Annotated in this window: 18 protein-coding genes; 13 read left to right on the plus strand and 5 right to left on the minus strand. The window is 41.0% G+C overall.

Features of this window, described 5'->3' with window-relative positions; genetic code table 11:
- Nucleotides 1-291: 291 nt before the first annotated feature.
- From DYH63_RS10965 to DYH63_RS10975, 3 genes are all read left to right on the plus strand, one after another.
- A complete protein-coding gene (locus tag DYH63_RS10965; protein ID WP_116788847.1) occupies nt 292-4,818 on the plus strand; it encodes an NIDO-like domain-containing protein in 4,527 nt (1,508 codons plus the stop codon).
- A 237-nt stretch (nt 4,819-5,055) separates the two neighbouring features.
- Nucleotides 5,056-5,760: an SIR2 family NAD-dependent protein deacylase gene (locus DYH63_RS10970; RefSeq protein ID WP_116788848.1), complete on the plus strand. Its 705-nt coding sequence runs from the start codon at nt 5,056-5,058 to the stop codon at nt 5,758-5,760.
- Nucleotides 5,761-5,814: 54 nt separating this feature from the next.
- Complete coding sequence (locus tag DYH63_RS10975; RefSeq protein ID WP_116788849.1) at nt 5,815-6,279, plus strand: glycosyl-4,4'-diaponeurosporenoate acyltransferase CrtO family protein; 465 nt, start codon at nt 5,815-5,817, stop codon at nt 6,277-6,279.
- 65 nt (nt 6,280-6,344) lie between these two features.
- Here DYH63_RS10975 and carB read toward each other — a convergent pair whose 3' ends face one another.
- Together carB and rpmH are read right to left on the minus strand one after the other, a co-directional pair.
- A complete protein-coding gene (gene carB / locus DYH63_RS10980) occupies nt 6,345-9,197 on the minus strand; it encodes a carbamoyl-phosphate synthase large subunit (protein WP_116788850.1) in 2,853 nt (950 codons plus the stop codon).
- A gap of 224 nt (nt 9,198-9,421) precedes the next feature.
- On the minus strand, nt 9,422-9,583 hold the full coding sequence (gene rpmH / locus DYH63_RS10985; protein ID WP_008464848.1) for a 50S ribosomal protein L34: 162 nt from the start codon (nt 9,581-9,583) through the stop codon (nt 9,422-9,424).
- A gap of 168 nt (nt 9,584-9,751) precedes the next feature.
- On the opposite strand from rpmH, the gene DYH63_RS10990 reads away from it, so the two are divergent.
- The 10 genes from DYH63_RS10990 to DYH63_RS11035 all read left to right on the plus strand — a co-directional run bounded on the left by DYH63_RS10990 (nt 9,752) and on the right by DYH63_RS11035 (nt 21,199).
- A complete protein-coding gene (locus DYH63_RS10990; RefSeq protein WP_116788851.1) occupies nt 9,752-10,294 on the plus strand; it encodes a tetratricopeptide repeat protein in 543 nt (180 codons plus the stop codon).
- A gap of 82 nt (nt 10,295-10,376) precedes the next feature.
- Nucleotides 10,377-11,165 carry a hypothetical protein gene (locus DYH63_RS10995; protein ID WP_116788852.1) on the plus strand — a complete coding sequence of 263 codons (789 nt, stop codon included), beginning with the start codon at nt 10,377-10,379 and terminating at the stop codon, nt 11,163-11,165.
- Nucleotides 11,166-11,272: 107 nt separating this feature from the next.
- Nucleotides 11,273-11,659: a hypothetical protein gene (locus tag DYH63_RS11000; RefSeq protein WP_116788853.1), complete on the plus strand. Its 387-nt coding sequence runs from the start codon at nt 11,273-11,275 to the stop codon at nt 11,657-11,659.
- A 310-nt stretch (nt 11,660-11,969) separates the two neighbouring features.
- Entirely contained in the window at nt 11,970-12,632 is a 663-nt protein-coding gene (locus tag DYH63_RS11005; protein ID WP_116788854.1) for a thiamine diphosphokinase, read from the plus strand.
- 29 nt (nt 12,633-12,661) lie between these two features.
- Entirely contained in the window at nt 12,662-13,156 is a 495-nt protein-coding gene (locus DYH63_RS11010) for a GNAT family N-acetyltransferase (protein ID WP_116788855.1), read from the plus strand.
- Between the two features lie 89 nt (nt 13,157-13,245).
- Nucleotides 13,246-13,674 (plus strand): hypothetical protein, encoded by a 429-nt coding sequence (locus DYH63_RS11015; RefSeq protein ID WP_116788856.1) that lies wholly within the window; start codon nt 13,246-13,248, stop codon nt 13,672-13,674.
- Between the two features lie 190 nt (nt 13,675-13,864).
- Complete coding sequence (locus tag DYH63_RS11020; protein ID WP_116788857.1) at nt 13,865-14,947, plus strand: efflux RND transporter periplasmic adaptor subunit; 1,083 nt, start codon at nt 13,865-13,867, stop codon at nt 14,945-14,947.
- A gap of 29 nt (nt 14,948-14,976) precedes the next feature.
- Nucleotides 14,977-18,174 carry an efflux RND transporter permease subunit gene (locus DYH63_RS11025; protein ID WP_116788858.1) on the plus strand — a complete coding sequence of 1,066 codons (3,198 nt, stop codon included), beginning with the start codon at nt 14,977-14,979 and terminating at the stop codon, nt 18,172-18,174.
- A complete protein-coding gene (locus tag DYH63_RS11030) occupies nt 18,164-19,603 on the plus strand; it encodes a TolC family protein (protein WP_116788859.1) in 1,440 nt (479 codons plus the stop codon). Before DYH63_RS11025 ends, DYH63_RS11030 begins: the two co-directional genes overlap by 11 nt.
- 549 nt (nt 19,604-20,152) lie before the next feature.
- The gene (locus DYH63_RS11035; protein ID WP_116788860.1) at nt 20,153-21,199 is read left to right on the plus strand and encodes a glycoside hydrolase family 130 protein; all 1,047 of its coding nucleotides are present in this window, start codon (nt 20,153-20,155) and stop codon (nt 21,197-21,199) included.
- Between the two features lie 3 nt (nt 21,200-21,202).
- Here the strand turns inward: DYH63_RS11035 and DYH63_RS11040 are convergent, their stop codons facing one another.
- The 3 genes from DYH63_RS11040 to DYH63_RS11050 all read right to left on the minus strand — a co-directional run bounded on the left by DYH63_RS11040 (nt 21,203) and on the right by DYH63_RS11050 (nt 26,682).
- Entirely contained in the window at nt 21,203-21,592 is a 390-nt protein-coding gene (locus tag DYH63_RS11040) for a DUF1634 domain-containing protein (RefSeq protein WP_116788861.1), read from the minus strand.
- 5 nt (nt 21,593-21,597) lie between these two features.
- Nucleotides 21,598-22,434, minus strand: coding sequence for a sulfite exporter TauE/SafE family protein (locus DYH63_RS11045; RefSeq protein ID WP_116788862.1), 837 nt, complete (start codon nt 22,432-22,434; stop codon nt 21,598-21,600).
- Nucleotides 22,435-22,614: 180 nt separating this feature from the next.
- Complete coding sequence (locus tag DYH63_RS11050) at nt 22,615-26,682, minus strand: RemA C-terminal-like gliding motility protein (protein WP_162926995.1); 4,068 nt, start codon at nt 26,680-26,682, stop codon at nt 22,615-22,617.
- Nucleotides 26,683-26,709 lie beyond the last annotated feature (27 nt).

Consider the following 26,709-nt stretch of genomic DNA (forward strand, 5'->3'; position numbering starts at 1 on the left):
AATAAAACTATTAAGTATCCATCAAAATTAGAAAATATACTGACTGAGGATATCAAAGTCCATTGGTGTAATTTTTAAAATCAACATAGCACCTTAACAATAGCAGTACATCTTAAAATACATAACAATATGTTTAAATTTTTCACACATGCAAATGTTTTTGTTATGAAAATTAATCAGTTTCTATTTTTTTTCAAAACCTATTGGGTAATATGTAAAAATTAATTGAATTTATTTTTATTTAATCTAAATAAATAATTTTACCAAATATACTTATAACCTTTCATAACAATGAAGAAAATATCTTTACTCATTAAAAAACAACATCTTAAACCCGTCAGCTTACTTTGGCTGGTTTGTGTTTTTATGTTGTTTACAGCCGTTAGTAATGCACAAACCATTTCTTACTATAGTTTTAATCAAACTGAAGGAATGTACACTCCTTTATTTAACGGTACCAATATTGCTACAGCCACGGCGGCATCAGGCACCGGTGGTATTGACGACCAGGTGTATACATTAGATAATGTTATTCCTTTTAATTTTAACTTTAACGGACAATCATATACATCACTTAAAGTATATGCTAATGGTTTTGTTTCGTTTGGGGCAACAGCATCTAATAGTTCTGACCCTATAGGATCATCAAACAGCTACGAAGGTGTAATATCTCCACTTGCTGCCGATCTTGATGCGCTTTACAATATTAACGGCGATAGCGGAAATATAGCTTATGAAGTAATTGGTACGGCACCAAACCGTGAGTTTGTAGTACAATGGAGCCACTTCAGGCCTTATTCTTCTACTGCTGCAACAGTAGCTTCTCACCACAACTGGAACTTTCAGGCACGCTTAAAAGAAGACGGCACCATACGTTTTGTTTATGCACTGTCATCTGCAGGCACACCGTCTTCTACAACTGCTAAGGTAGGCCTAAGGGGTACAACATATAATGATTATAACAACCGCACAGCAGCCGGCACTACAGCCAGTAACTGGAACAACACTGTGGCAGCTACAACGTCATCCGGCGGAATTTCCACTAACTATAACTATCTCCCATCTGATGGCCTTACTTTTACATGGACCCCACCGGCTGCATGCCTTGCACCGGTAACACAGCCTACTGCACTTGTATTAAATAATACAGGTATTATTATAAATGCAAGTTTTGCAGCAGCAGTTCCTGCCGCTGACCGTTACCTGGTTTTGCGCAACATTGCAGGTACAACGCCAAATGCTCCGGTTAACGGCACTACATATGCTACAGGTGTAAACACAAACCTTAATAGCTATGTAGCTTATTATGGTACAGCCACATCTTTCGAAAACAACTACAATCACGGTATAAGAGGTAATAACAATTATGTATACACTATTTATGCTGTAAGTTCAAACTGTAATGGTGGACCGCTTTATAATACAACCGCCCCGCTTACAGGCAATATTACAAACTGCCCTGCAACTGTTAACGGCATTACTTCTAATGCTATTACATCTACCGGTTTTACACTGGCATGGCCTGCTACAGATAATGGCAATGCAAGAGAATTTACAACTGTTCTGGAAGTAGCTACTAACAGTACTTTTACAAACATGGTTACCGGATCTCCTTTTACGTTATCGTCTTTTACAACTTCTCAGTCAATTACAGGCCTGCAACCTAATACACAATATTTTTACAGAGCTAAAAATGTAGTTACAGAATGCGAAAGCAGCTATTCTACCGTAGGTAATGTATATACATCGTGTATACCTGTATCTGCTTTTAATGAAGGCTTTGATGGTGTTACCGGTTTAGCATTACCTAACTGCTGGAGCAAAATACTTGTGGGCGCCGGAGGCCCGCCAACCATTAATGTTACTACAACTGATGCTTTATCTGCACCAAACAATGTAAGCTTTTATGGCAATGGCGCGGATACCGAAGTAGAAACTACTAAGATAATATTGGTAAGCCCGGAGGTTAATAACCTATCGGCAGGTACACACAGGCTACGTTTTAAAGCCCGTAAAACATCATCTACAAGCACTGCGGGTATACGCATAGTAGCACTGGATGGTAACACCGCAGAGGCAACCAGTACTATAATAGAATCTGTAACCACGCTTTCTACTACCTATCAGGAGTATACTGTTTACTTTACGAGTTACACAGGCACCGGAAATTACATTGGTATACAAAGAGTTGGAGGGCCATCTTACTCTTATGTATATGTTGATGATGTTGTTTGGGAACCGGTGCCTTCTTGTATAGAACTCCAGGCGGTAACAGCTACAGAACCAACACCTACAGGTGCTACAATAAGCTGGACTAATGTAGACAATGCTGCTCCACAGGGTGGATATGAGTATTTTGTTTCTACAACAAATACAACACCAGACGAAACACAAACTTTTGTACAAACTACTCAAACAAGTGCAACCCTTACTGGCCTTGCAAGTGGGGTAAGACACTATGTTTTTGTAAGGAGAATATGTAATGCTACCGAAAAAAGCCCTTGGGTAGCTACAAACTTTACAACAATCGCCACAGCTCCGGCTCCGTGGATAGAAGAATTTCTTACATCATCTTACCCTACAGGCTGGACTACAACAAACTGGTCATTGGGTACAACAAGGGGTATAACCGGAGAAGGTAATTCGGCTACCAGCCTTTATAAAAACCTTTTCAGCGGCGCAGCTACAGGTACATTTACAACCATAGCGGTTGGCCCGCTAAACGCATCAAACTATGAGTTGAGCTTTTATCATAAACAATCTAATTATAACGGCCCTTATGCAGCACCTGCTAACTGGGGTAATTTTACAGTACAGGTTTCTGATGATTTTGGCGCAACGTGGAATGTAATTGATACCATCGAAAATGAAAGCAATACCGGATATACTCAAAAAGTATATTCACTTGCTAATTATCAGGGAAATTATGTGCAGGTAAAAATTGTTGCTAACTGGACATCGGGTGACTTTGACCTTTCTTTTGATAAGTTCGAAATTAAAGCTCCGGCAGTTGCTGTAGAAAATGTACTGGTTACTGTTGCAGATAACGCACCGGCTACCATTACAACTGAAAACGGAACACTGCAGCTCCAGGCAACAGTAAATCCTGCCGGAACAAACCAGGAAGTAACGTGGTCTGTATTTGCAGGTAGCGATTTTGCTTCGGTTAGCGAAAGTGGCCTTGTTACTGCTATTGCTAACGGTACCGTTACGGTACGTGCTACATCAAATGTTGATGCCACTAAATTTGAAGATATAGAAATTACTATTGCCATAGAAGAAACCCCTGAAGGATATTGCGAAGTAAGTGTTGAATACGATGTAGAGCCTATAACCCTTGTAAATTTTGCCAATCTAAACAAAGCTACAGCTGCCGGTATAAACAACACACCGGCTTATGAAGATTTTACGGCATTAATAGCCAATGTAAACCGCGAAGGTATCTATACCATGACTGTAAAAGGTAATACAGGTAACCTTGAGCACGACATCAGGGTATTTATTGACTGGAACCGGGATCTGGTTTTTGATATGGATACTGAATATTACACTACCTCTTTACCCGCTTCTACTGGCGAAGATACTGTAGAGGCTACCTTAGAAATTACAGTTCCAGAGAATGCTGTATTGGGCAACACGCGCATGAGGATAATAAAAGATATGTGGAATGTATATGAAGAAGGAGAATTTGATGCTTGTACTGATGCCTACTATGGGCAAATAGAAGACTACACGGTTACTGTTGCAGAAGCAATAGAAGTTACAAGTGTTTTAGTTACAACACAAAATAATGTTACTGCTGAGATAACTGTTGAAAATGGTACGTTACAACTGGTAGCTGCTGTAAACCCTCAGGGTGCAAACCAGGATGTTACATGGTCTGTTGTATCAGGTGCGGCTTTTGCAACACTTAGCGAAAGCGGACTTGTTACTGCTCTTGCAAATGGTACTGTAGTGGTACGTGCAACATCGGTACAGGATGCTACAAAATTTGACGATATTGAAGTTACCATAAATTATGTAACAGTAATTGCTGTTGAAAGTGTAACTGTTGCTACTCAAAATAATGTTACTACTGAGATAACTGTTGAAAATGGTACGTTACAACTGGTAGCTGCTGTAAACCCTCAGGGCGCAAACCAGTATGTTACATGGTCTGTGGTATCAGGTGCGGCGTTTGCAACACTTAGCGAAAGCGGACTTGTTACTGCTCTTGCAAATGGTACTGTAGTGGTACGTGCAACATCGGTACAGGATGCTACAAAATTTGACGATATTGAGGTTACTATAAATTATGTAACAGTAATTGCTGTTGAAAGTGTAACTGTTGCTACTCAAAATAATGTTACTGCTGAGATAACTGTTGAAAACGGTACGTTACAACTGGTAGCTACTGTAAACCCTCAGGGCGCAAACCAGGATGTTACATGGTCTGTGGTATCAGGTGCGGCATTTGCAACACTTAGTGAAAGCGGACTTGTTACTGCTCTTGCAAATGGTACTGTAGTGGTACGTGCAACATCGGTACAGGATGCTACAAAATTTGACGATATTGAGGTGGTTATTGATACTGCACTTTCTAATGAAGATTTTGACGCAATTAAACTTACATTGTATCCAAATCCTGTGAGCAGCATTCTTTATGTTGAAACCCCGGCTGGTTTTGAAAACTATGAAATATTAGATATTACCGGGAAATCTATCCTGAATGGTAGCAATAAAGCTATCAACTTTGAAAGCGTTAGCGCCGGTACTTATCTTGTAAAGATTAACCTGGAAGATGGAAAAACAGTAACCAGAAAAATCATCAAAAAATAAGCTCGATACTCCCAACTAAAAAAACTAAGTAAGGAAGCCGTCTCAATATCTAATTGAGGCGGTTTTTTTATGTATATATAAAAGGAGATTTGAAAGAAAACATTATTGTGACTCAATAGACATATAAAGTAATAAGACATATCTAAACTGGAGTGATAAGTTTGAACAGCCCCTTGGCTTTTATAAAGATATTGATGCCTTTGAGGTAAAATATCTGTAAAAATTATAAATTTGAATATGAAGAAAAAAATTGTAGTGCTATCCGGTGCGGGAGTAAGCGCCGAAAGTGGTGTAGCGACCTTTAGGGATGCAGACGGATTGTGGGAAGGACACGATGTAATGGAAGTCGCCACCCCGGAAGGCTTTGCCAAAAATCCGGCACTGGTACTGGACTTTTATAATCAGCGACGCCGTCAGCTTTTTGATGTGCAACCCAATAGCGCACATAAGATAATTGCTGAACTGGAAACAAATTTTGACGTTACCGTGATAACCCAAAATGTAGACGACCTGCATGAGCGTGGTGGCAGCAAACAGATAATTCACCTTCATGGAGAACTTTTAAAGGCGCGATGCACTGTAGACGAGCATACTGTTATAGAATGGGCAGGAGATATTGTACTGGGACAAAAGCATCCTGATACCGGCAGGCAATTACGCCCGCATATAGTGTGGTTTGGCGAAGCCGTGCCTGCAATAGCTGATGCGGCAATATATGTTGAACAGGCCGATTATATTATTGTAATAGGCACCAGTATGCAGGTGTATCCTGCTGCAGGGCTTATAGATTATGCCAAACGCAATGCTAAAATATTTTACATTGATCCTAATCCTGCCAGCGTAAGTGGTTTTAATAATGAGATAGAGATTATTAAAATGCGGGCAAGCGAGGGCATGCAGATTGTTAGGGATAAACTAAATAATATAGCAGAACACAATTAAGTTTTCAACAACAACCAACACCTTGCTGCAATAATTCTTAAAAAAAAACCATTCATGCCAGTTGCTGTTTATTTATGTGCCTCAATTTCTATAGTCTTTACTACAGCCCTCTTCGGATTACTTATAAATAATACAATTAATTCTAAGGATTTTTATAACAGGTTAACTAACATGAACTTTATAAGAAATGAGGCCATTAACAAGTACTTAGGAGTTAAAGCACTCAGACTTTTAATTGTAAATACTTTTTGGAGTAAGCTCAATCCCAGCCTTCAAATTCCAAATACAAGGAATAAAGAGCAATTACTAAAAATACGTGCCGAAATGACTAATGCTGAAATTAGCCACCTCATCGGATTTTTAATTACGTTACTATTAATGCTTACAAGCTATGCTACTTCTTGGCATACAGGTATCATACTACCCTTGTTAATTTCAAATATTGCATTTCACTTACATCCGGCGCTATTACAACAATATAATAAACGCAGACTCGACAAGCTATTGAAAATGCTCTAAAAAAAAATAAGAGCCCCTGAAAATACAAGGGCTCTATATTTTTATACTAAACAGTATCTACATTACTATTTGCTCAGGTACATTTTTCTGCGGCTGTAAAGCTCATAGAACTGGTCATCTTTAAGGTCATCAATAAACAGGATACTCTCCCCTGTTGACTTCATCTCTGGTCCAAGCGCTTTGTTCACACCCGGGAATTTACTGAAAGAGAATACCGGCTGCTTTATGGCAAAGCCTTTAAGCTGTGGGTTAAAGGTAAAATCTTTCACTTTTTTCTCGCCCAGCATTACTTTAGTAGCATAATTTACATAAGGTTCGCCATATGCTTTAGCAATAAACGGCACCGTGCGGCTCGCTCTTGGGTTGGCCTCGATTATGTAAACAATATCATCTTTAATAGCAAACTGAATGTTGATAAGCCCTACCGTTTTAAGCGCAAGCGCTATCTTTTTAGTATGGTCTTTAATTTGCTGCATTACAAACTCGCCAAGGTTAAATGGTGGCAACGTAGCATTACTGTCGCCACTGTGCACACCACAAGGCTCTATATGCTCCATGATACCGATGATGTAAACATCTTCGCCATCGCAAATTGCATCGGCTTCAGCCTCTATAGCGCCGTCAAGGTAATGATCCAGCAGTAATTTATTGCCCGGTATGCTCTTAAGCAGGTCGATAACGTGCTCTTCAAGCTCCTGCTTGTTGATAACAATTTTCATGCCCTGGCCACCCAGTACATAACTTGGTCTTACCAGTAGCGGGAAGTCTAATGTCTCAGCAAGCTGTACCGCTTCATCAGCGCTCTCTGCTATACCAAACTGGGGGAATGGTATGCCCAGGTCTGTAAGCAGGTCAGAGAAACGCCCTCGGTCTTCAGCAAGGTCAAGCGCATCGTAGCTGGTTCCTAATATCTTTATGCCATAGCGATCCAGTTTTTCAGCAAGCTTAAGGGCAGTCTGCCCACCAAGCTGCACGATAACACCTTCTGGCTTTTCATGGCGGATGATGTCGTAAATATGCTCCCAGAATACCGGCTCAAAGTACAGCTTATCTGCCGTATCAAAATCGGTAGAAACTGTTTCCGGGTTACAGTTTATCATGATGGTTTCATAACCACACTCTGCTGCTGCAAGTACACCATGTACGCAAGAGTAGTCAAACTCAATACCCTGGCCTATACGGTTAGGGCCTGAGCCCAGTACCACAACCTTTTTACGGTCTGATACTATACTTTCGTTATGAACATATTTGGTACCGTCGGCCTTTTCTATCTCTGCCTCAAAAGTTGAGTAGTAGTAAGGTGTTTTAGCTTCAAATTCGGCCGCGCAGGTATCTACCAGTTTGTAAACACGCTTTACGCCCATTTCTTCGCGCTTGTTATACACATCACTTTCTACACACCCCATCATGTGGGCAAGCTGCCTGTCGGCAAAACCTTTTTGTTTGGCCTCAAGAAGCAGTTCTTTTGGCAGGGTATCTATTTTAAAAGTAGAAATTTCTTTTTCAAGTATGTACAGCTCCTCATATTGCTTAAGGAACCACATATCTATTTGTGTAATTTCGTGGATGCGGCTTAATGGTATACCCATTTGTATGGCATCATAAATTACAAAAACACGATCCCAGCTTGCATGGGTAAGCTTATCTATTATTTGCTCGTAGTTTTTGTAGCCTTTACCGTCAGCGCCAAGCCCGTTACGCTTAATTTCAAGCGACTGGGTAGCCTTGTGCAGCGCTTCCTGGAATGAACGGCCTATACCCATAACCTCACCTACAGATTTCATCTGAAGGCCTAGCGTACGGTCTGCACCTTCAAACTTATCAAAGTTCCAGCGTGGTATTTTTACGATAACATAGTCAAGCGTTGGTTCAAACAGGGCCGATGTAGATTTTGTAATCTGGTTTTGTAGTTCGTCAAGGTGGTAGCCCAGTGCCAGTTTAGAAGCTATCTTGGCAATAGGGTAACCGGTAGCTTTAGAGGCCAGTGCCGATGAGCGCGATACCCTTGGGTTGATCTCAATGGCTACAATGTCTTCTTTTTCATCCGGGCTTACGGCAAACTGCACGTTACAGCCACCGGCAAAGTTACCTATGCTGCGCATCATTTTGATAGCCATATCCCTCATTTTCTGGAAGGTGGTGTCAGATAATGTCATGGCAGGTGCTACGGTAATACTGTCTCCCGTGTGGATACCCATAGGGTCCATATTCTCGATAGAACAGATGATAACCACGTTATCGTTCTTATCACGAAGCAATTCTAATTCGTATTCTTTCCAGCCTAAAAGAGCTTTATCGATAAGCACCTCATGTATAGGCGACATCTCAAGGCCGTAAGTAAGCAGGTTGTCAAAGTCTTCTTTTTTATGTACAAAAGCAGCTCCTGTACCACCCAGCGTAAACGATGGGCGAATAACCAGCGGGAAGCCAAACTCCTGCGCTATCTCTTTACCTTTAAGGAATGAGTTAGCCGTTTTAGCAGGTGCAGCAGGTATGCCTATCCTTTCTAAAAGTTGTTTAAACTGTTCCCTGTCTTCGGTAATGTTTATGGCGTTAACATCTACACCTATAAGGCGCACGTTAAAGTCGCTCCAAATCCCTTTTTCTTCTGCCTCAAGGCATAGGTTAAGTGCAGTTTGCCCACCCATGGTAGGTAATACAGCATCAATATTAGGGTGCGCTTTCAGTATCTCAATGATCGATTTTGTGGTAAGCGGCTTCAGGTAAATATGGTCGGCCATAGAAGGGTCGGTCATAATGGTGGCCGGGTTAGAGTTGATAAGGATAACCTCTATCCCCTCTTCTCTTAGTGAGCGCGCCGCCTGAGAACCGGCATAATCAAATTCGCATGCCTGGCCAATTACGATGGGACCAGAACCGATGATCAGTACAGATTTAATGGAAGTGTCTTTTGGCATTGTGTGTTGTCGTTGTGTTTAGTATGTGTTTGCCTTATAAAAGGCTGTGCAAATTTACATTTTTTTTAGGCTATCCCCAAGGCTACATTAAGCGTAGTGAAAATATTTCGTACCCATTAATATCCCGGGGTGAAGCCGCCCCGCCTCTCCTTTAGTGTGGCCTGGGTATAAAAAAAGGCGTTACTTAAAAAAAGTAACACCTTTATGTATGTTTTATACAAACATTATTTTTTGTGACGCGGTTCGCTAGAAACTGTTAGTTTGTGGCGGCCTTTAGCCCTTCTGCGAGCAAGCACTTTTCTACCGTTGGCAGAAGCCATCCTGTCCATGAAACCGTGCTTATTTCTTCTTTTTCTCTTTGATGGTTGAAAAGTTCTCTTACTCATTGTTTTGTATCTTTAAATCTTTATGAATATCTTTCTTTCGGGTTCAGGAACCTCTTCCTAAAAACCGAGTGCAAATATACAAACCTTTTTTTTTATGCACAAGTGGTTTTATAAAAATTATTTTTAAGTAAAATTATTACCTTTGCGCCGCTAATTTACAATACTTATATGTTTAATAAAAATATAAAGCTGGTAATAGCCGGCCTAATCCTTATAACAGCCGTATGGCAGTTTACAGAAAACAACATTGGCAATGGTATATTCCTTATACTTATAGCGGGTCTTGTAGTACTTACCTATTTTAAGAATGAAATAATTATTGCTGCTTTCTTTAAACTAAGGAAACAGGATTTTGAGGGGGCTAATAAATTATTAGACAAAATAAAGAACCCACATACAGCACTTGTGCGCAAGCAGGAAGGCTACTACAACTACCTTAAAGGGCTTATGCTAAGCCAGACAAACCTTAATGCTGCCGAGAAATTCCTTAAAAAAGCAGTAGAGCTTGGCCTTAGCATGGATCAGGATCTTGCCATGGCAAAACTTAACCTTGCCGGTATAGCAATTTCTAAAGGACGTAAAATAGAAGCTGAAAAATTGCTTAGCGAAACTAAAAAACTGGACAAACAGGGCATGCTGAAAGACCAGATAGCCATGATGAAGGCTAACCTGAAAAAAGGCCCTGCACAACAGCAAATGAGAAGATATTAATAAGAACCGCCTTAGGGCGGTTTTTTTATGGTGTTATTTCACTAATAGTCTATATTTGGTTTTATCAATCAATCAATCAATCATGAAAAAATATTTTATTATTAGTCTACTTGGACTTACATCAATAATTTCCGGACAGAGTATTAATAAAAAGTATAAAGCATTATGGGCTGCTTCTTTGTTTAAATATCAATTTAAGAAAGATATGACATTTAGTTTCATAGCGAGCGGTCATATAGGAAACATTAAAGAAGTCGGCAAATATGAACTTAAAAGAGACACATTGCTACTAACATTTGACGGTATCTCTAAGCCTCTGAAATTTGTATATGATTTTCAGGGTAAGCTTATAGAAATTGTCACCGGCTACGAATATGATGAATATACTGAAGAAGAAGGCATAACTAAATCAGCAATTAAGCGTGTGCCTGTTAAAATTATCGTGTATGATTGCAATACAAAAAAGAGAGATACATTTTTGTATTATGGTATTAAACCCGAAGGTGAGACAAATATTAAAGAACAACTTTATTATTTCCTAAACAGCTTTAAAATCCTCAGAAAATTAGAACCCAAAAAAATCATTAAACTTTCAGAGACTTCTATAGGCAAGTTAGATGCAACTGATAGCTATGACAAAAATGAAAGGCTAATTGAAGTCTTTTATAGAGGAAGTCGTATCAGTGGAATACAGCCTCAAGGTTATGTTTTTCATTATAAATTAGAAAGCAACCAGATTGTATCCATTACAGACAATGGACCCAATGTAAATTCAAGTTTTATTTTCACAAATGACAAATCAAATAACCTCGAATCTATTACTGAAAAAACTAAAAATAATACACTTATCTATATTTTATCCTATGAATAACACAACGTTATTCATAGGATAAAGCGCGGTGGTTTAGCCTGTTTTATTCAAAGGCACTGCTATATAATTTTTACTATTTTTGGCAGGATCACCAACCTATAAATTATATGGCTTCACTCAAAAATAAGTTTATCATAGTATTGATTTTGATAGCCTTCAGTGCATACAGCCAACAACCGCTTAAGTATGTGAGTGATAATTATTTTATAAGCAGGCTGCTCTATTACTACGATCCGGGAAAATATGGAAACCTAAATTCCCCCTATTATTTTCAGATAAAAAAAGAAAACAACAAATACGGAATTTATAAAGATACTGATAAGTCGTGGGCTATTGAGCCGGTTTATGATTCCATTACCCGCACGGCTAATGTGCTGCAAAACGGCAAATGGTCTAACCTTCTGTTTAAACACCCACTTGATGATTATCAGTATTCATACCCACTGTACCTCATTGTTGAAAAAAACAACCGTAAGGGCCTGATGTCTGTATGATGAGCTGCGCCATACAGAATTTGAAGGTTTTTTCCTGACACGCAACGGTAGTGCATGGGGACATGTATCGCTTACGAATAAAAACCTGAGGGCTGAGCCACAGTTTGACTGTGTATATTATGACAAACAGTTCCCTATAAGTAATAGTACCGCATGGATACAACGCAGTTGTATTGTTACCTATAAAAACGGCAAAGAATATAAATTACTATCACTAAACGGCACCGTACTCGAAACCGGAAAGAATGATTAAATTTGTAGCTCGGAAGAGTACTCAGAACTTTGAACCTCCGACTTAAAAACAAAATAAATGTCTTCACACCACATAGTACGCGACGACCAGGAACCCGCACTTATAATAGCTAACGGCGCTGCCTGCAGCAAAGAGCTTATGGGCCACCTGCTGGAATGGTCGCCACTGGTAATTGTGCTTGATAGCGCTATAGACCGTGTAATGCAGTTGGGCATAAAAGTAGATGTATTGCTGGGCGACTTTGACCGTGGTTTTGACCCTGAATATTACCGCGACCTGCAATACCCGTTGGAAATTGTATATGCTCCGGACCAGGAAAAGACCGACCTTGAAAAAGCATTCGATTTTTTAATCGACCGCAAAATACCCGCTGCTAATGTTATCTGGGCCACCGGCCGGCGTGCAGACCACACCATAACAAATATTACAAACATAGTACGCTTTCGCGATAAGCTTAAAATTGTACTGTTAGACGACCACAGCAAAATATTTCTGTTGCCCCCTACGTTCGAAAAATGGTACACTGCCGCTACCCCTATTTCGCTAATACCCATAGGCCAGGTTGAAGGTATTACCACCAAAAACCTTAAGTACCCGTTAAACAACGAACCGCTTACCATAGGCTATCGCACCGGAAGCAGCAACGAAGTTGAGAAAGATGGCATGGTACTGATAGAGCATAAACAGGGTGACCTGCTTATGATGGAGTGTTATGACTAAACATATCATAAACAGCTGATTCCAAACAAATGCACACCATTCGCACTGCTACAATAAACGACCTGCCTGCCATACAAGCTATTATGAACTATAATATTTTGCACAGTACAGCAATATATGATTATGATGTTAAAACTGGCACAGAAATTGAGCAGTGGTTTACCGATAAGCAAAACGGCAAGTGGCCCGTTTTTATCGCCGAAGAAAAAGGTGCTATTTTAGGTTATGCTACGTATGGCACATTCCGTTTTAAGGCGGGTTTTAACCCTACTGTAGAACATTCGGTTTATGTTGATGAGGCCGCCCACGGCAAAGGCATTGGCAAACTATTGCTTAGCCACCTTATTGAAACAGCACGCAGCAGCGGCTACCACTGTATGGTGGGCTGCATAGATGCCAGCAACGGAAGCAGCATTGCTTTTCATAAAAAGTTTGGCTTTACAGAGGCCGGAGTTTTAAAAGAAGTGGCATATAAATTTAACCGCTGGCTCGACTTAGCATTCATGCAGCTCATACTGCAATAATTGCATTCGGGCGATGCTATATCGAAATAGTGTTTTTTATAACATTTTTTAGATTGTAAGTAAGTTATCTTTTACTAATTTTGTACCCAATGAAGGTATTTGTGAAATTGTTTTTCTGGGCTTTACTTCTTCTGGTTGGCGGATATAATAATATCTACGCACACCAGGATAATGCTGCACCTGCCCCTGTAAAAACAATTGATCAGATCTTACTGCCCGGCATTAGCCATATACAGTACAACCTTGACTCCAGCATTAAATCTTACAACACTACCTTAAAGCAAAACGATAAAGTAGAGCTTAGGGATGGCGAAGAGGATGAAGAAGATATGTCTTCTTATAAAGTTGTTACCGCTAAAAAAACTTTAGCACTGCACAACTACTTTACTACTGATTTTTACAATTACACCCCAGGATATTTTTGCGATGCCTTAAATAAAAGCTTACCCGTTTGTAAGCAGTTATTTCATTACCCATCAAACAGGCTGCATATAATATTCCGTGTATTCAGGATTTGATACCCTAAATCCGTGCAGGTAAAAACCACTTCGTTTTTCCTGTAATTATCCATTTGTATTGCGCTTTTATAATGCCGGTTGTCCATTACAATTTCTTGTAATGGGATATATACCTGTACATTCCCTTTTTTCGCGCACTACAAATCCACATTCCATAAAAAGTAATCAAGTAAGTTGTAATAATTTTATTATGAAGAGAATCCTCATGTTAGTAAGCCTGGGTGCCACACTTTGCATCACAAGCTGCCAATCAAAAAAAGAAGAAAAAGAAGAAGCTACTAAATTCTTAGTTACCAACCCGGTAGTAAAAGACACTACTACTATTAAAGAGTATGTAGCGCAAATTCGTTCAATAAGCCATATCGAACTAAGGGCTCAGGAGCGCGGTTATTTGCAAAAAATATTTATAGACGAAGGCCAGTTTGTAAAAAAAGGCCAGCTATTGTTCCAGATCATGCCGAACCTTTACCAGGCAGAACAACAAAAAGCACAGGCAGAAGCAAACTTTGCCGAAATAGAATACAAAAACACCAAGAGGCTGGCAGACAGCAAGGTGGTTGCCCCTAATGAGCTTGCCATGGCAAAAGCTAAATGGGACAAAGCAAAAGCAGAACTGGCTTTAACCTCAGTTCACCTTCAGTTTACAGAGATCCGCGCACCGTTTGATGGTATCATCGACCGTTTTCATGTAAGGCTTGGTAGCCTTGTAGATGAGGGCGAGCTGCTTACAGAACTTTCTGACAACAGCAAAATGTGGGTGTACTACAATGTACCTGAGGCAGAATATCTTGACTATAAGCAAAAAGTAAAAGCTAACGATAAACCATCGGTAAGCCTGCTTATGGCAAACAACAAAATCTTTAACCACGAAGGTATTGTATCTACCATTGAGGCAGATTTTGATAACGAAACTGGTAACATTGCCTTCAGGGCTACCTTCCCTAACCAGGAAGGCCTTTTAAGGCATGGCGAAACCGGTAACATCGAAATGAAGGTACCGTTTAAAAACGCACTACTTATCCCTCAAAAAGCTACGTTTGAAGTACTTGATAAGAAATATGTGTATGTTATAGACAAGAACAACGAGGTAAAATCAAGAGAAATTACCATTGCTGCTGAGCTGCCTCACCTGTTTATCATCAGTAAAGGACTTTCTACAGATGATAAAATACTGCTTGAAGGTATACGTCTTGTAAAAGAAAACGAAAAGATAGAATACAAATTAGAGAAGCCTGAATATGTTTTATCGCATTTGGAGCTATACGCAGAGTAATAATCTAATAACTTCAAAAAAGACAAAAGATGTTTAGTAAATTCATACACAGGCCTGTTTTTGCGATTGTAATTTCGATTATGATCGTGTTTATGGGTACGTTGGCAATCACACAGTTGCCTACGTCGCAGTTTCCTGATATTGCGCCTACAACAGTAAATATATTCATTGCATATCCCGGTGCAAGTGCCGATGTGCTTGTTAAGTCTACACTTATTACACTGGAGAACTCTATCAACGGTGTTCAGGATATGCGATACATGGCTACCGATGCCACCAGTGCCGGTGAAGCCACATTAAGGATAATCTTTGAACCGGGTACCGACCCTAACCAGGCGGTAATCAGGGTAAAGACCAGGGTAGACCAGGTTATGCCACTACTACCCGATCTTGTACAGCGTGAAGGGGTGGTTATTACCCCTATACAGCCGAGTATGCTTATGTATGTCAATCTTTACGCTAAAGATAAGAGCATGGATGAGAAATTCCTGTACAACTACGCTAACGTAAAAATGATACCTGAAATAAACAGGATCAAAGGTGTGGCAAGGACTCAGATATTGGGTAGCCGTACTTATGCAATGCGTATCTGGCTAAACCCAGACCGTATGCGTGCTTACAAAGTATCTGTAGACGAAGTTATGGATGCCCTTGGCCAGCAGAGTATTGTGGGCCGTCCGGGCCGTATAGGCCAGAGTTCCGGTATATCGGCACAATCATTAGAATACGTACTTACTTATAAAGGCAGGTTTAGCGAGCCGGAAGAATATGAAAATGTAATTATCCGTGCCAACGCCGATGGTGAGGCCATACGCCTTAAAGACATTGGTAAAGCCGAGCTGGGATCAGAATTCTTTGACATCTACTCTAACCTTGACGGTCACCCATCTGCCTCAATCGTACTACGCCAAAACTATGGCAGTAACGCGAGTGATGTAATTGCAAAGGTAAAATCTACCCTTGAAGACATGAAAAAATCATTCCCGCCGGGGCTTGATTATAAAATTAGCTATGACGTTTCTAAATTCCTTGATGCCTCTATAGAGCAGGTAATTGATACCCTTAGAGATGCGTTTATACTTGTGGCACTGGTAGTGTTTATCTTCCTGGGCGACTGGCGCTCTACGCTTATACCTATATTAGCGGTACCGGTATCGCTGGTGGGTGCGTTCTTTGTAATACAGTTCTTTGGCATTACCATAAACATGGTTACCCTGTTTGCACTTGTACTGGCTATTGGTATTGTGGTAGATGACGCGATTGTGGTCGTCGAGGCGGTACACGCCAAGTTTGAGGAGTTCCCCCACATATCGCCATATCTTGCTGTTAAAAAAGTACTTGGCGAAATTAGTGGTGCCATCATCGCTATTACAGCAGTAATGGTTTCGGTATTCCTTCCTATCTCATTTATGAGTGGTCCTGTGGGTACGTTCTACCGCCAGTTCTCTATCACTATGGCGAGTTCTATTGTAATTTCTGCAATTATTGCACTTACGCTTACACCGGTATTATGTGCCATGCTGCTTAAAAACCACCACGGCCACGAAAAGAAAAAGAACATACTTACTAAAGGCCTTGACCGCTTTAACAAAAGCTTTGATAAACTTACAGGCCGATATGAAAAATTGCTTAAGGTTATTGTTAACCGCAGGGTAGTAACTTTTGGTGTGCTTCTTGCCTTTTGTGCCGGTACGTTCTATGTAAACAAGATACTTCCTTCAGGGTTTATACCAAGTGAAGACCAGGGTACTATCTATGCCATCATCCAGACGCCTCCGGGATCTACGCTTGAAACCACAAACCAGGTTTCTCAAAGGCTACAGAAAATATGTGAGGAGATACCTGGTGTAGAATCGGTAACATCGCTTGCAGGTTACGAGATCATGACCGAAGGCCGTGGATCTAACGCCGGTACCTGTCTTATCAACCTTAAGCCTTGGGATGAAAGGGATAAAAAAGTAACCGAGATCATGGAAGAGCTTGAAGAAAAATCTAAAAACCTTGGTGCTAAGGTAGAGTTCTTTGAACCGCCTGCAATTCCTGGTTTTGGTTCTTCTGGTGGTTTCTCTATGCGTTTGCTTGACAAAAACACAACTACTGACTACCAGGAGTTTGACAAGATTCAAAAAGACTTTATGGATCAACTGGGTAAACGCAAAGAGCTAAGCGGCCTTTTCAGCTTCTTCGCAGCTAACTACCCTCAGTATGAGCTTATCATAGACAATAACCTTGCAATGCAAAAAGGCGTATCTATCGGTAAGGCTATGGAAAACCTTGACATCCTTATAGGTAGTACTTACGAACAGGGCTTTATTAAGTTTGACCGTTTCTTTAAGGTATATGTACAGTCTGACCCTAAATTCAGGAAACTGCCTACAGACATCCTTAACCTGTATGTTAAAAACGACCACGGTGAGATGGTACCTTACTCAGCCTTCATGAAAATGAAGAAGACACAGGGGCCAAACGAGATTACCCGTTACAACATGTACAACTCTGCGGCTATACAGGGTCTGCCTGCAAAAGGCTACACAACTGCCGATGCTATTGCTGCTGTAAAAGAGGTTGCTGTTAAAACACTACCTAAAGGGTATGATATTGCATGGGAAGGACTTTCTTTTGATGAGGCTAACAGGGGTAACGAATCCATCTACATCTTTATGATCGTACTTGCGTTTGTTTACTTTGTACTTGCAGCGCAGTATGAAAGCTTTATTATTCCTCTTGCCGTAATATTATCACTACCTGTGGGTGTATTTGGTTCATTCCTTTTACTACAGCTTATGGGTCTTGAAAATGATATCTATGCACAAATCGGGCTCATCATGCTCGTCGGGCTACTGGGTAAGAACGCGGTACTGATTGTAGAATTTGCGGTGCTCAAGCACCACCAGGGTTCTACCATACTGGAAGCTGCCATAGAAGGTGCTAAAGTACGTTTCCGCCCTATCCTTATGACCTCGTTTGCATTCATTGCCGGTCTTATTCCGCTAATGCTTGCTTCAGGCGCAGGCGCCATTGGTAACAGGACACTGGGTTCTGCGGCGCTTGGTGGTATGCTTTTCGGAACCATTTTCGGTGTAATCATCGTTCCCGGATTGTATTACATTTTTGGATCGATCGCTAACGGCAGGAAACTGATACAGTTTGAAGATGATAGCTCGCTGTCTGAAGAACTGGTGCACCAAATAGATAACTTCTCTAATACCGAAGACAATGAGGCTTAACAACAGAATATATAACTATATGGCAATTGCGGCCGTGGGACTTAGTTTCACGGCGTGCAAACTGCCCGAAACCGTAACAAAGGCAGAGAATAACGCTACTCCTGCCGCTTATGCAAACGGATCTACGCAGGATACACCAAGTGCTGCTACCATAAAATGGAAGCAGTATTTTACAGACCAGAACCTTGTCACCCTTATAGATACTGCCCTTGCCAATAATCAGGAACTGAACATTACACTTCAGGAAATAAGAGTAGCCCAAAACGAAGTAAGGGCACGCAAAGGGGAATACCTTCCGTTTCTTGGCGTTCGCGCCGGTGCCGATGCTACAAAGGTTTCGCGCAATACTAACATTGGTGCGCTGGAGCATAACATAGACATTGTGCCGGGCAAAGAAAACCCTGAGCCTCTTCAAAACTATATGATCGGGGCTTATGCCAACTGGGAAATAGACGTTTGGGGCAAACTGCACAATGCTAAAAAAGCTGCCGTAAACCGCTACCTTAGTACTGTTGAGGGTAAAAACTTTATGGTTACTAACCTGATTGGTGAAATAGCAGATTCATACTACGAGCTGCTTGCACTTGACAACCAGCTTGCCATTGTACAGCAAAACATACAAATACAAACTAACGCGCTGGAAATTGTGAAGCTGCAAAAAGAGGCTACACGTGTTACCGAGCTTGCCGTTAAGCGTTTCCAGGCACAGGTGCTTAATACACAAAGCCTGCAATACGATATACAGCAAAAGATAGTGGAGACAGAAAACAGGATCAACTACCTGGTAGGCCGTTTCCCTCAGCATGTAGCACGCAATACACAGCCGTTTCTTGATATTACACCAAATGCAGTACAGGCAGGTTTACCATCGCAACTACTGGCTAACCGCCCTGATATTAAACAGGCTGAGTTTGACCTTGCCGCTGCAAAACTTGATGTTAAGGTTGCCAAAGCGCGTTTTTACCCGCAACTGGGTATTTCGGGCGGTATTGGCTACCAGGCATTCAACACAAGTTACATTACAAAGCCGGAGTCGCTTATCTATAACTTAGCGGGCGACCTTATGGCACCGCTTATCAACAGGAATGCTATAAAAGCAACGTATTATTCGGCGAATGCCAAACAAATACAGGCTGTTTATAATTATGAACAGAAAATACTGAATGGTTACATAGAAGTAGCCAACCAGCTTTCTAAAATAAGCAACCTGCAAAAAAGCTACGACCTGAAATCGCAGGAAGTAGAGGCACTTACCCAGTCTGTAAACATTTCTCAGGACTTGTTTACCTCTGCAAGGGCTGACTATATGGAAGTACTGATGACACAGCGCGACGCGCTGGAGTCGAGGTTTGACCTTATTGAAACCAAAATGCAGCAAATGAGCGCTATGGTAAATGTATACCGTGCGCTTGGTGGAGGCTGGAACTAACACAACACTTACCTTGATTACCCTGGGCCATCTGGAATTTATTTCGGATGGCCCTTTTTTTGCGGACAGTTTTACCTCAAAGGACACAAGGTTTTCACAAGGTACACAAAGCTAATCCTACATTTTTCTAAAAAAATTACAGAGTTAAAACATAAAGCTTTGTGTGATTTCAACCTCAAAACAAATAGTGTTCGGCAGCTTTGTGTACCTTGTGAAAACCTTGTGTCCCTTGTGGTTAATTTAAAAATGTGTACCCCCTTAGTAATACAATTAATTGTTAAAAGATTTCAGGGTAGTTTTAAAATTCGGAAATTCAGATGTTATTTTAAATGAAAAATAATTTCTCGCAAAGGCGCTAAGGCGCAAAGCTGTACTGTTGATTAACTTGCTATACAAGCTATTTGTAAATGTAGAGCTTTAGTGCTTGTCGATATTTTATTCTGTTATCACTTTTGCGGCTTAGCGCCTTAGCGAGATATTAAATCATCATATATATCTTCAAATCTTATTATTTTATCCTGTTTTAAAAACTTTATACTATTATTTAAAATGAAAGATATTGCCAGGCGCTTCCCCGAAAATCCGCTACTCATGCCTAAAGATATTACACCAAGTAATCCGGCATTAAAGGTAATCAGCCTTTTAAATCCGGGTGTATTCACGTTTGAAGGTAAAATATGGCTGGTAGTGCGTGTGGCAGAAAGTACGGCGCAAAAAGAAAGTGTAATCTATTTCCCAATAGTAAACGAGGCAGGACAGACAGAGATTATAGAAGTACCTTTAAACGATCCCGACCTTATAGCTAATGATGCCCGTGTTATAAAATACAAAGGCCAGGATTACCTTACTACCCTATCGCACCTGCGGTTACTGTGTAGCGAAGACGGCAGGCATTTTTATGAACCGGACGGCAACAATATGTTGGCTGGCAAAGGCATACAGGAACAATTTGGCATTGAAGACTGCCGCGTTACTAAAATTGAAGATACTTATTACCTTACCTATACAGCCGTATCTGATAATGGTGTGGGCGTAGGTTTACGCACAACTACAGACTGGATTAGCTTTAAACACAAAGGGATGATACTGCCACCGCATAATAAGGACTGTGCTATTTTTGAAGAAAAAATAAACGGAAAATTTTATGCCCTGCACCGCCCCAGTAGTGTAGAGATAGGCGGCAACTATATCTGGCTGGCAGAATCGCCCGACGGCGTGCATTGGGGCAACCATCAATGTATTATTAAAAGCCGTGCGGGATTGTGGGATAGTACCCGCGTAGGCGCAGGAGCTGCTCCTATAAAAACGAAACACGGCTGGCTCGAAATTTACCATGGGGCTAATGGCGCAAATCAATATTGCCTGGGCGCTTTCCTCCTTGACCTCAACGATCCGTCAAAAGTACTTTCGCGCACCACCCAGCCCATTATGGTACCTACCGAGCCTTATGAACTCAGTGGATTTTTTGGGTATGTGGTATTTACTAACGGCCATGTCGTAGACGGCGATGCCCTTACCATATATTATGGTGCAGCCGATGAGTTTGTTTGCGGTGCACATTTCTCAATCAATCAAATACTATCGATGCTGGAGTAGCCTTTAATGTGAAAAACCAAGTGTAATACTGGTAATGATAATGGCTACCACAATAAGGGTAATTACGGTATAGAGATAATCTTTCTCCAATAAAAAAGAGAAAAGTGATAGTATTACCCGTACCACAGGTGTTAAGAACAGCAATATGATACCTAAAAAGATGATTGATGCACCATTGCCTTCAAGGCTTCCGCTAAGCACATTACTTATAACGGTAAATATGTTACGGTCGTTTTCTATAAAATGAGCATAATTAACGGTATCATTACCATGATGCATTAAATATATAATACCACCTATTGCCGCTACAGACAATGATGTCCACACACCATAACGCAATAAGTTACCAACTATGGACTGAAAGTCTTTTTCTCCAAATTTTTCCTGTGTCATAGCTGTTATATTTTTCCGTTAAGTCCGTTGTAGATCATGTTTATTGCCAGGAAGAAAATAAGGCAGGCAAAAAACACGCGCAGCTTTTTAGGATTGGTCTTAACCAAAATCTTTGCCCCTGCCATAGCGCCAAATAATACGCCTATAACTACAGGCATACAAATGCCGGGCTCTATATAGCCTTTTTGTACATATATAACAGAACTTGCCATTGCGGTAACACCCATCATAAAATTACTGGTTGTGGTAGATACCTTAAACGGTATGCGCATAATGTTATCCATAGCGATTACCTTAAAAGCACCTGAGCCAATGCCCAAAAGCCCTGACATCATGCCTGCAAGGCCCATCATGCTAAAGCCGCCAATAACATTCTTGGTTCCGTAGCGTATAACCGTACCATCATGTGCCGGGTAAGTGCCGTTTAGTTTTAGTTTTTCAGCCAATGGGCTTGATTGTAAAACTACATGCTCTTCCTTTTTGCGAAGCGAGTTTATAGCCGAAAAAATAAGTGTAAGCCCAAACAATACCGCTATAAAAGAGGTAGGTGCAACAGCCGAAAGCAACGCCCCTCCTACTGCCCCAATTGTGGTGGCAATTTCAAGAAAAATCCCCAGGCGCATATTGGTAATACCTTCTTTTACATAAGCCGCTGCCGATCCCGAAGAGGTGGCAATGACCGAAACCAGTGCCGCACCTATGGCATAATGTATGTCTACCCCTAAAACTACTGTGAGCAGCGGTATGATGATAATGCCTCCGCCAAGGCCTGATAACGAACCAATAAAGCCTGCCAGGAAAGCCCCAAGCAGCATTATCAGCGTAAATGTAAGTACTGTCATGCTAAAAAATATTCTGGTTTACAAGTTACGAAGTAATCAAGCATCAAGCGTATATATTCGCTATAGATTGACAAAAAACATTATAAAACACTACTTTTCAACCATCTACACAACACTAAAAAATAATTCCCGGCCACGACAAGCGCAACCGGGAATTAACACACACAATGGTTTAGTTGATTAAAAGATGATTTTTCGGGTCACCCTGCCCTTTTCGGTATCTATTACAACCGCAAGTACCTGCTGTTGTACCGCAAGGTTATTAATTTCAGCTTTCGTATTGTCTACATCGTTAAGTCGGTATACCTCCCTGCCCTGCATGTCATAAAGTGTTACGCTAATAAGCAGTACATATCCTCCATCAACAAATAACGTGTTGCCGTTTTTATAAACTACTACATTATTGGCATCAGTATCTACTATATCAGTTCCAAGTGCATTAGTCTGGTACATCAGTTCAAAACGGGTGTCAAAAGTTCCTGCCTCTGTAGTAAACGTATAGTTACGCGCATCAAGGCTGCGGATAATACCCTCCGCATTATCTTTCAGATATACTTTTTGCCCAGTAGCAAATACACCTTCAGTATGGTCTATGCTAATAGTATACTGCCCTGCATTAGGCGCACTAAAGCCCAGGTTTACAACATCAGCTATATTAAACGCAGGCCTTGCCTGTATGGCAAGCTTAGTATCTACAACTACAGAGTATAGCGAAACAGTAGCGGCATCTGTAAGCAATTTACCATCATAACCATAGTCAATACCATTAGTTGTATTATCAAGGTAAGCAATAGCAGTTTGCGCTGCATCGCCCTGTACTCCTGTAACGTTAAGCCACACTTTTGAGGCGTTACTTTCCCCCTGCCTAAAAAAGCCCTGATTACTGCCCTGCGCATTGCGTCGCATACTATTTGTAAAAGTTAGCACAGGTGCTGTAACAGCTCTAGTAGCTGTTTTTACGATAAAGCCCTGCCCTGGTGCTATCATCCAGTTGTTTTCAATACCGCTATAAAAAATTTGCTGGTCGCTGCCAGCGTTACCTGACGGATTAACAACAAGACCGGCACGGGTAAGCGTAGCATATGACGATGAGCTTGAGCTGTTGCGTTTTCTCCATAAGTAAATACCGGTATCTGTAGCAAGCTTACTTAGGTTTGCGGTAAAAAAATCGGACACACTAACCGGCGACGGATATGGGTTACCCACAGCAGTAAAGCGATTATTATCCATAGACAGCTGTATGTTTACACTACCATTATGAGGTGTACCTGTAAAGGTACCTGTAAAAGCATAAGAGGCTCCTGTTTCGTAACCAGGTGTATCTTGTACTGTATTTGGCATGCGTACAAGATATCCTTTACCTGTTTCAAAACTCGAATTCGCTGCATCTACTGCCCAGTACCCTTCTATCCATGAAGTACCGTTATTGGCATATTTATATTCGTAAAAACGGTTTGCTAAAGTTTGCGGACTAAAGCCCAATATGTTTTGCCCCGCCACAGGAGACGACCATAGTGTATAGTCCAGCCTGTATAACGGATTTGCTTTTTTGCGTAGCGTAATTTTGCCCTGGTTAGCCACATCATTCACCTGCACAAAAGCACCATTATCTTCTACAGTTACGGTGGCGTTGTCTGCTATAGTAAGCGTATTAGTAAGGCGAAGTGTTCCGCCTGTTGCCACATTAACTGATGCACCACTGCCCACGTTAAGCGTATTTGCATAAGCAACAGTACCAGCATTAACTACAGGTTTAAGTGATGTTTGAGATACCGTTATGGCATCTACTGCCGTAGGCAAAGCACCACCGCACCAGTTAGCCGGGTTGTTCCAGTTGGTGTCCTGTGCGCCCGTCCACTCATAGTTTACCGTTGCAGTAACCGGTACCCTTATAGCCGATTCGCCACAGCCTGTCGTAAATTTCCAGTCGTAAAAGTAAAACCAGTAATCTGCATTAGATGTACCTCCTGTATTTCCTGTAAAGGTAATTCCATTATAATTCCTGTTATAGAATGCACTGCCTCCACTATTATTCCTGATTACCATGTTTGCACCGTTAAATGAAACATATTTCCATTCAAGCTGATATCCGGTACCTGCCGGTATATCCCATCCTAAATTCACAATAAACGGCGCGGCAATAGTTGTGGTTGTAGAGACAGGTGCCGCAGATATTGAAAATGTGTATTCTTTTAAAACCACTCCTGAAGAGTTCTTCAGAATAATTACATTATTATCCTGCTGATCTGCCGGATATATAGTAACTGATTGCAATGATGTAGCTTGTGAAACATTAAAGATAGTAGCATAACCATTATTAAATGTACCATAGGCTGTTGATACATTTTGCGGAGTAACCGGCCCTGCAGTACTATTACTTTGCAAACCCGATGCCGCAGCATAATATGTTGTTGTATGCGCTACCTGTGGTGTTGTAAAAGTAAGGCCTGTTCCCAGTGCCGTGTTGCTATCTGCAGATGTATACCATTTTACTGTATTACCTGCCTGAGTAGTTGCTGCCAACTCTACAGTTCCTAATCCGCAACGATTACCCGGTATTACGGAAATTACACTTACATTAATACCAATTTCCACCGGTGCAGAGGTAAGCACTACAGTACCGTTACATAAAACATCACACTTAAACCATCTTTTATTTTCACTTGCTGTTAATGTTGATAAAGATGATGAAGTGGCATTACCTGCATTAATATAAGTAATTCCGTCTGCTGAAGATTTCCATTGATATGTTATCCCGGTGGTCTCGGGTATTGCCTCCAACAGACTAAAATTCAGGTTCTCTTCGGTACATATCGTGCTTTTTGATACTTGTGCGGTTACTGCTGCAGGAAAAGTTATCGTGCTGCAATTAGGGAGGCTGGTAATAGCTACATCATCAATATATAAATAAAAGCCACTTGTTGCAGATGTAGCATGCCAACCAAAATATTGCACACCAGTTGCTGTTGCAGTATATGTTACTGTAGCGGTTTGAAAAGTACTGTTTGTGATTGCATTATTACTAAACAATGCGCTCCCGGACATTGCTGTTGCACTTTGCGAAGTACCCGTTCTAACCTCTAGTGCTTCAGGATAACTTGAGCCATATGCCCTATAGGCAAATGTAATTTTGTATGTATTACCAGCAATAAGATTAATACCCGGAGTAAACCACCAGTCATTAGCTGTACTAGAACCATAGGGATATCGTAAAGAATTACTGCCGCTATTAGCGTAACTTGATGACGTTTGAATAGCCCAGGTCTTACCATCAGCATTAACATCCTGTACAAGTGTACAGCCCGGTATAGTAGTAACAGCATCAAAGTTTTGTGTATAAGGTGCATTAATTGCTCCACAAGCGGTTGTAAAAGTAGCTGCTGTCGCGGTCCATTCGCTTTTATCATTTGCTGAACAAACCGAACGTACCCATGCATAATAAGGGGTATTAGCCGCAAGATTGCTTAATGCAGATGTTGTAATCCCGACAGATGTACTGCCTGTAACAGGTGTAGCTGCTACCGGTGCAGTGGCTGAAGTACTTAAATAATACTCATATCCTAAAGCCGGCGCCGATGATGGGGCTGTCCAGTTAATGGTTGCGGAAGATGATGTAATGTTTTGTGTGGCAGCCATAGTGCCGGCAAGACAGGTAGCGCTTCTTTTTACAGATACATTGTCCAGATAACAGTTAAAGCCATAAGCTGACGTAAATAAGAATGCTATATAAACTTTAGGCTGGTTAGCCGCAGCTGTTGGTAAGGTTACCGATTTTTTAACCCATGCCAATGTAGCGGCGTATCGGGTTACCTCAGCTCCTGCATTTACCCAGGTAGTGCCGTTTAATGAATATTGTAACTGTACTTTATCAGCCTGAGTACCTGCACTGCTAAGATACCAATAATACTCTACGTCTACGCTGGCAATATCTGTAGTGTTAAAAGCTGACGACATAATGCGTGTTTGTACATTGGCACGCGCATCATACGAACCAAAGCGTAGCATATATCCCCCTTCATAAGGAGAGGCTGTCGGATTACTGCCGGAAGATACAGCGGTAATAGTACCATTAGCCGTTGTAGAACTTATTATTGCCTGAGACCAGCAACTATTGATTGTTGAAGCGTTAAAACATTCTGTATAAGGTATGCTCACAGCACATGTTGGCGGTGTTTGTGCATAACAAACACCAGTGGTAACCAACAGCATTAAAGTTATTTTTTTTAGTATTGGGAGAAAACTATTCATTTTATATTTATTTAAACTTATTCTAAA

It is taken from the genome of Flavobacterium psychrotrophum, from assembly GCF_003403075.1.
Classification (GTDB): Bacteria; Bacteroidota; Bacteroidia; order Flavobacteriales; family Flavobacteriaceae; genus Flavobacterium; species Flavobacterium psychrotrophum.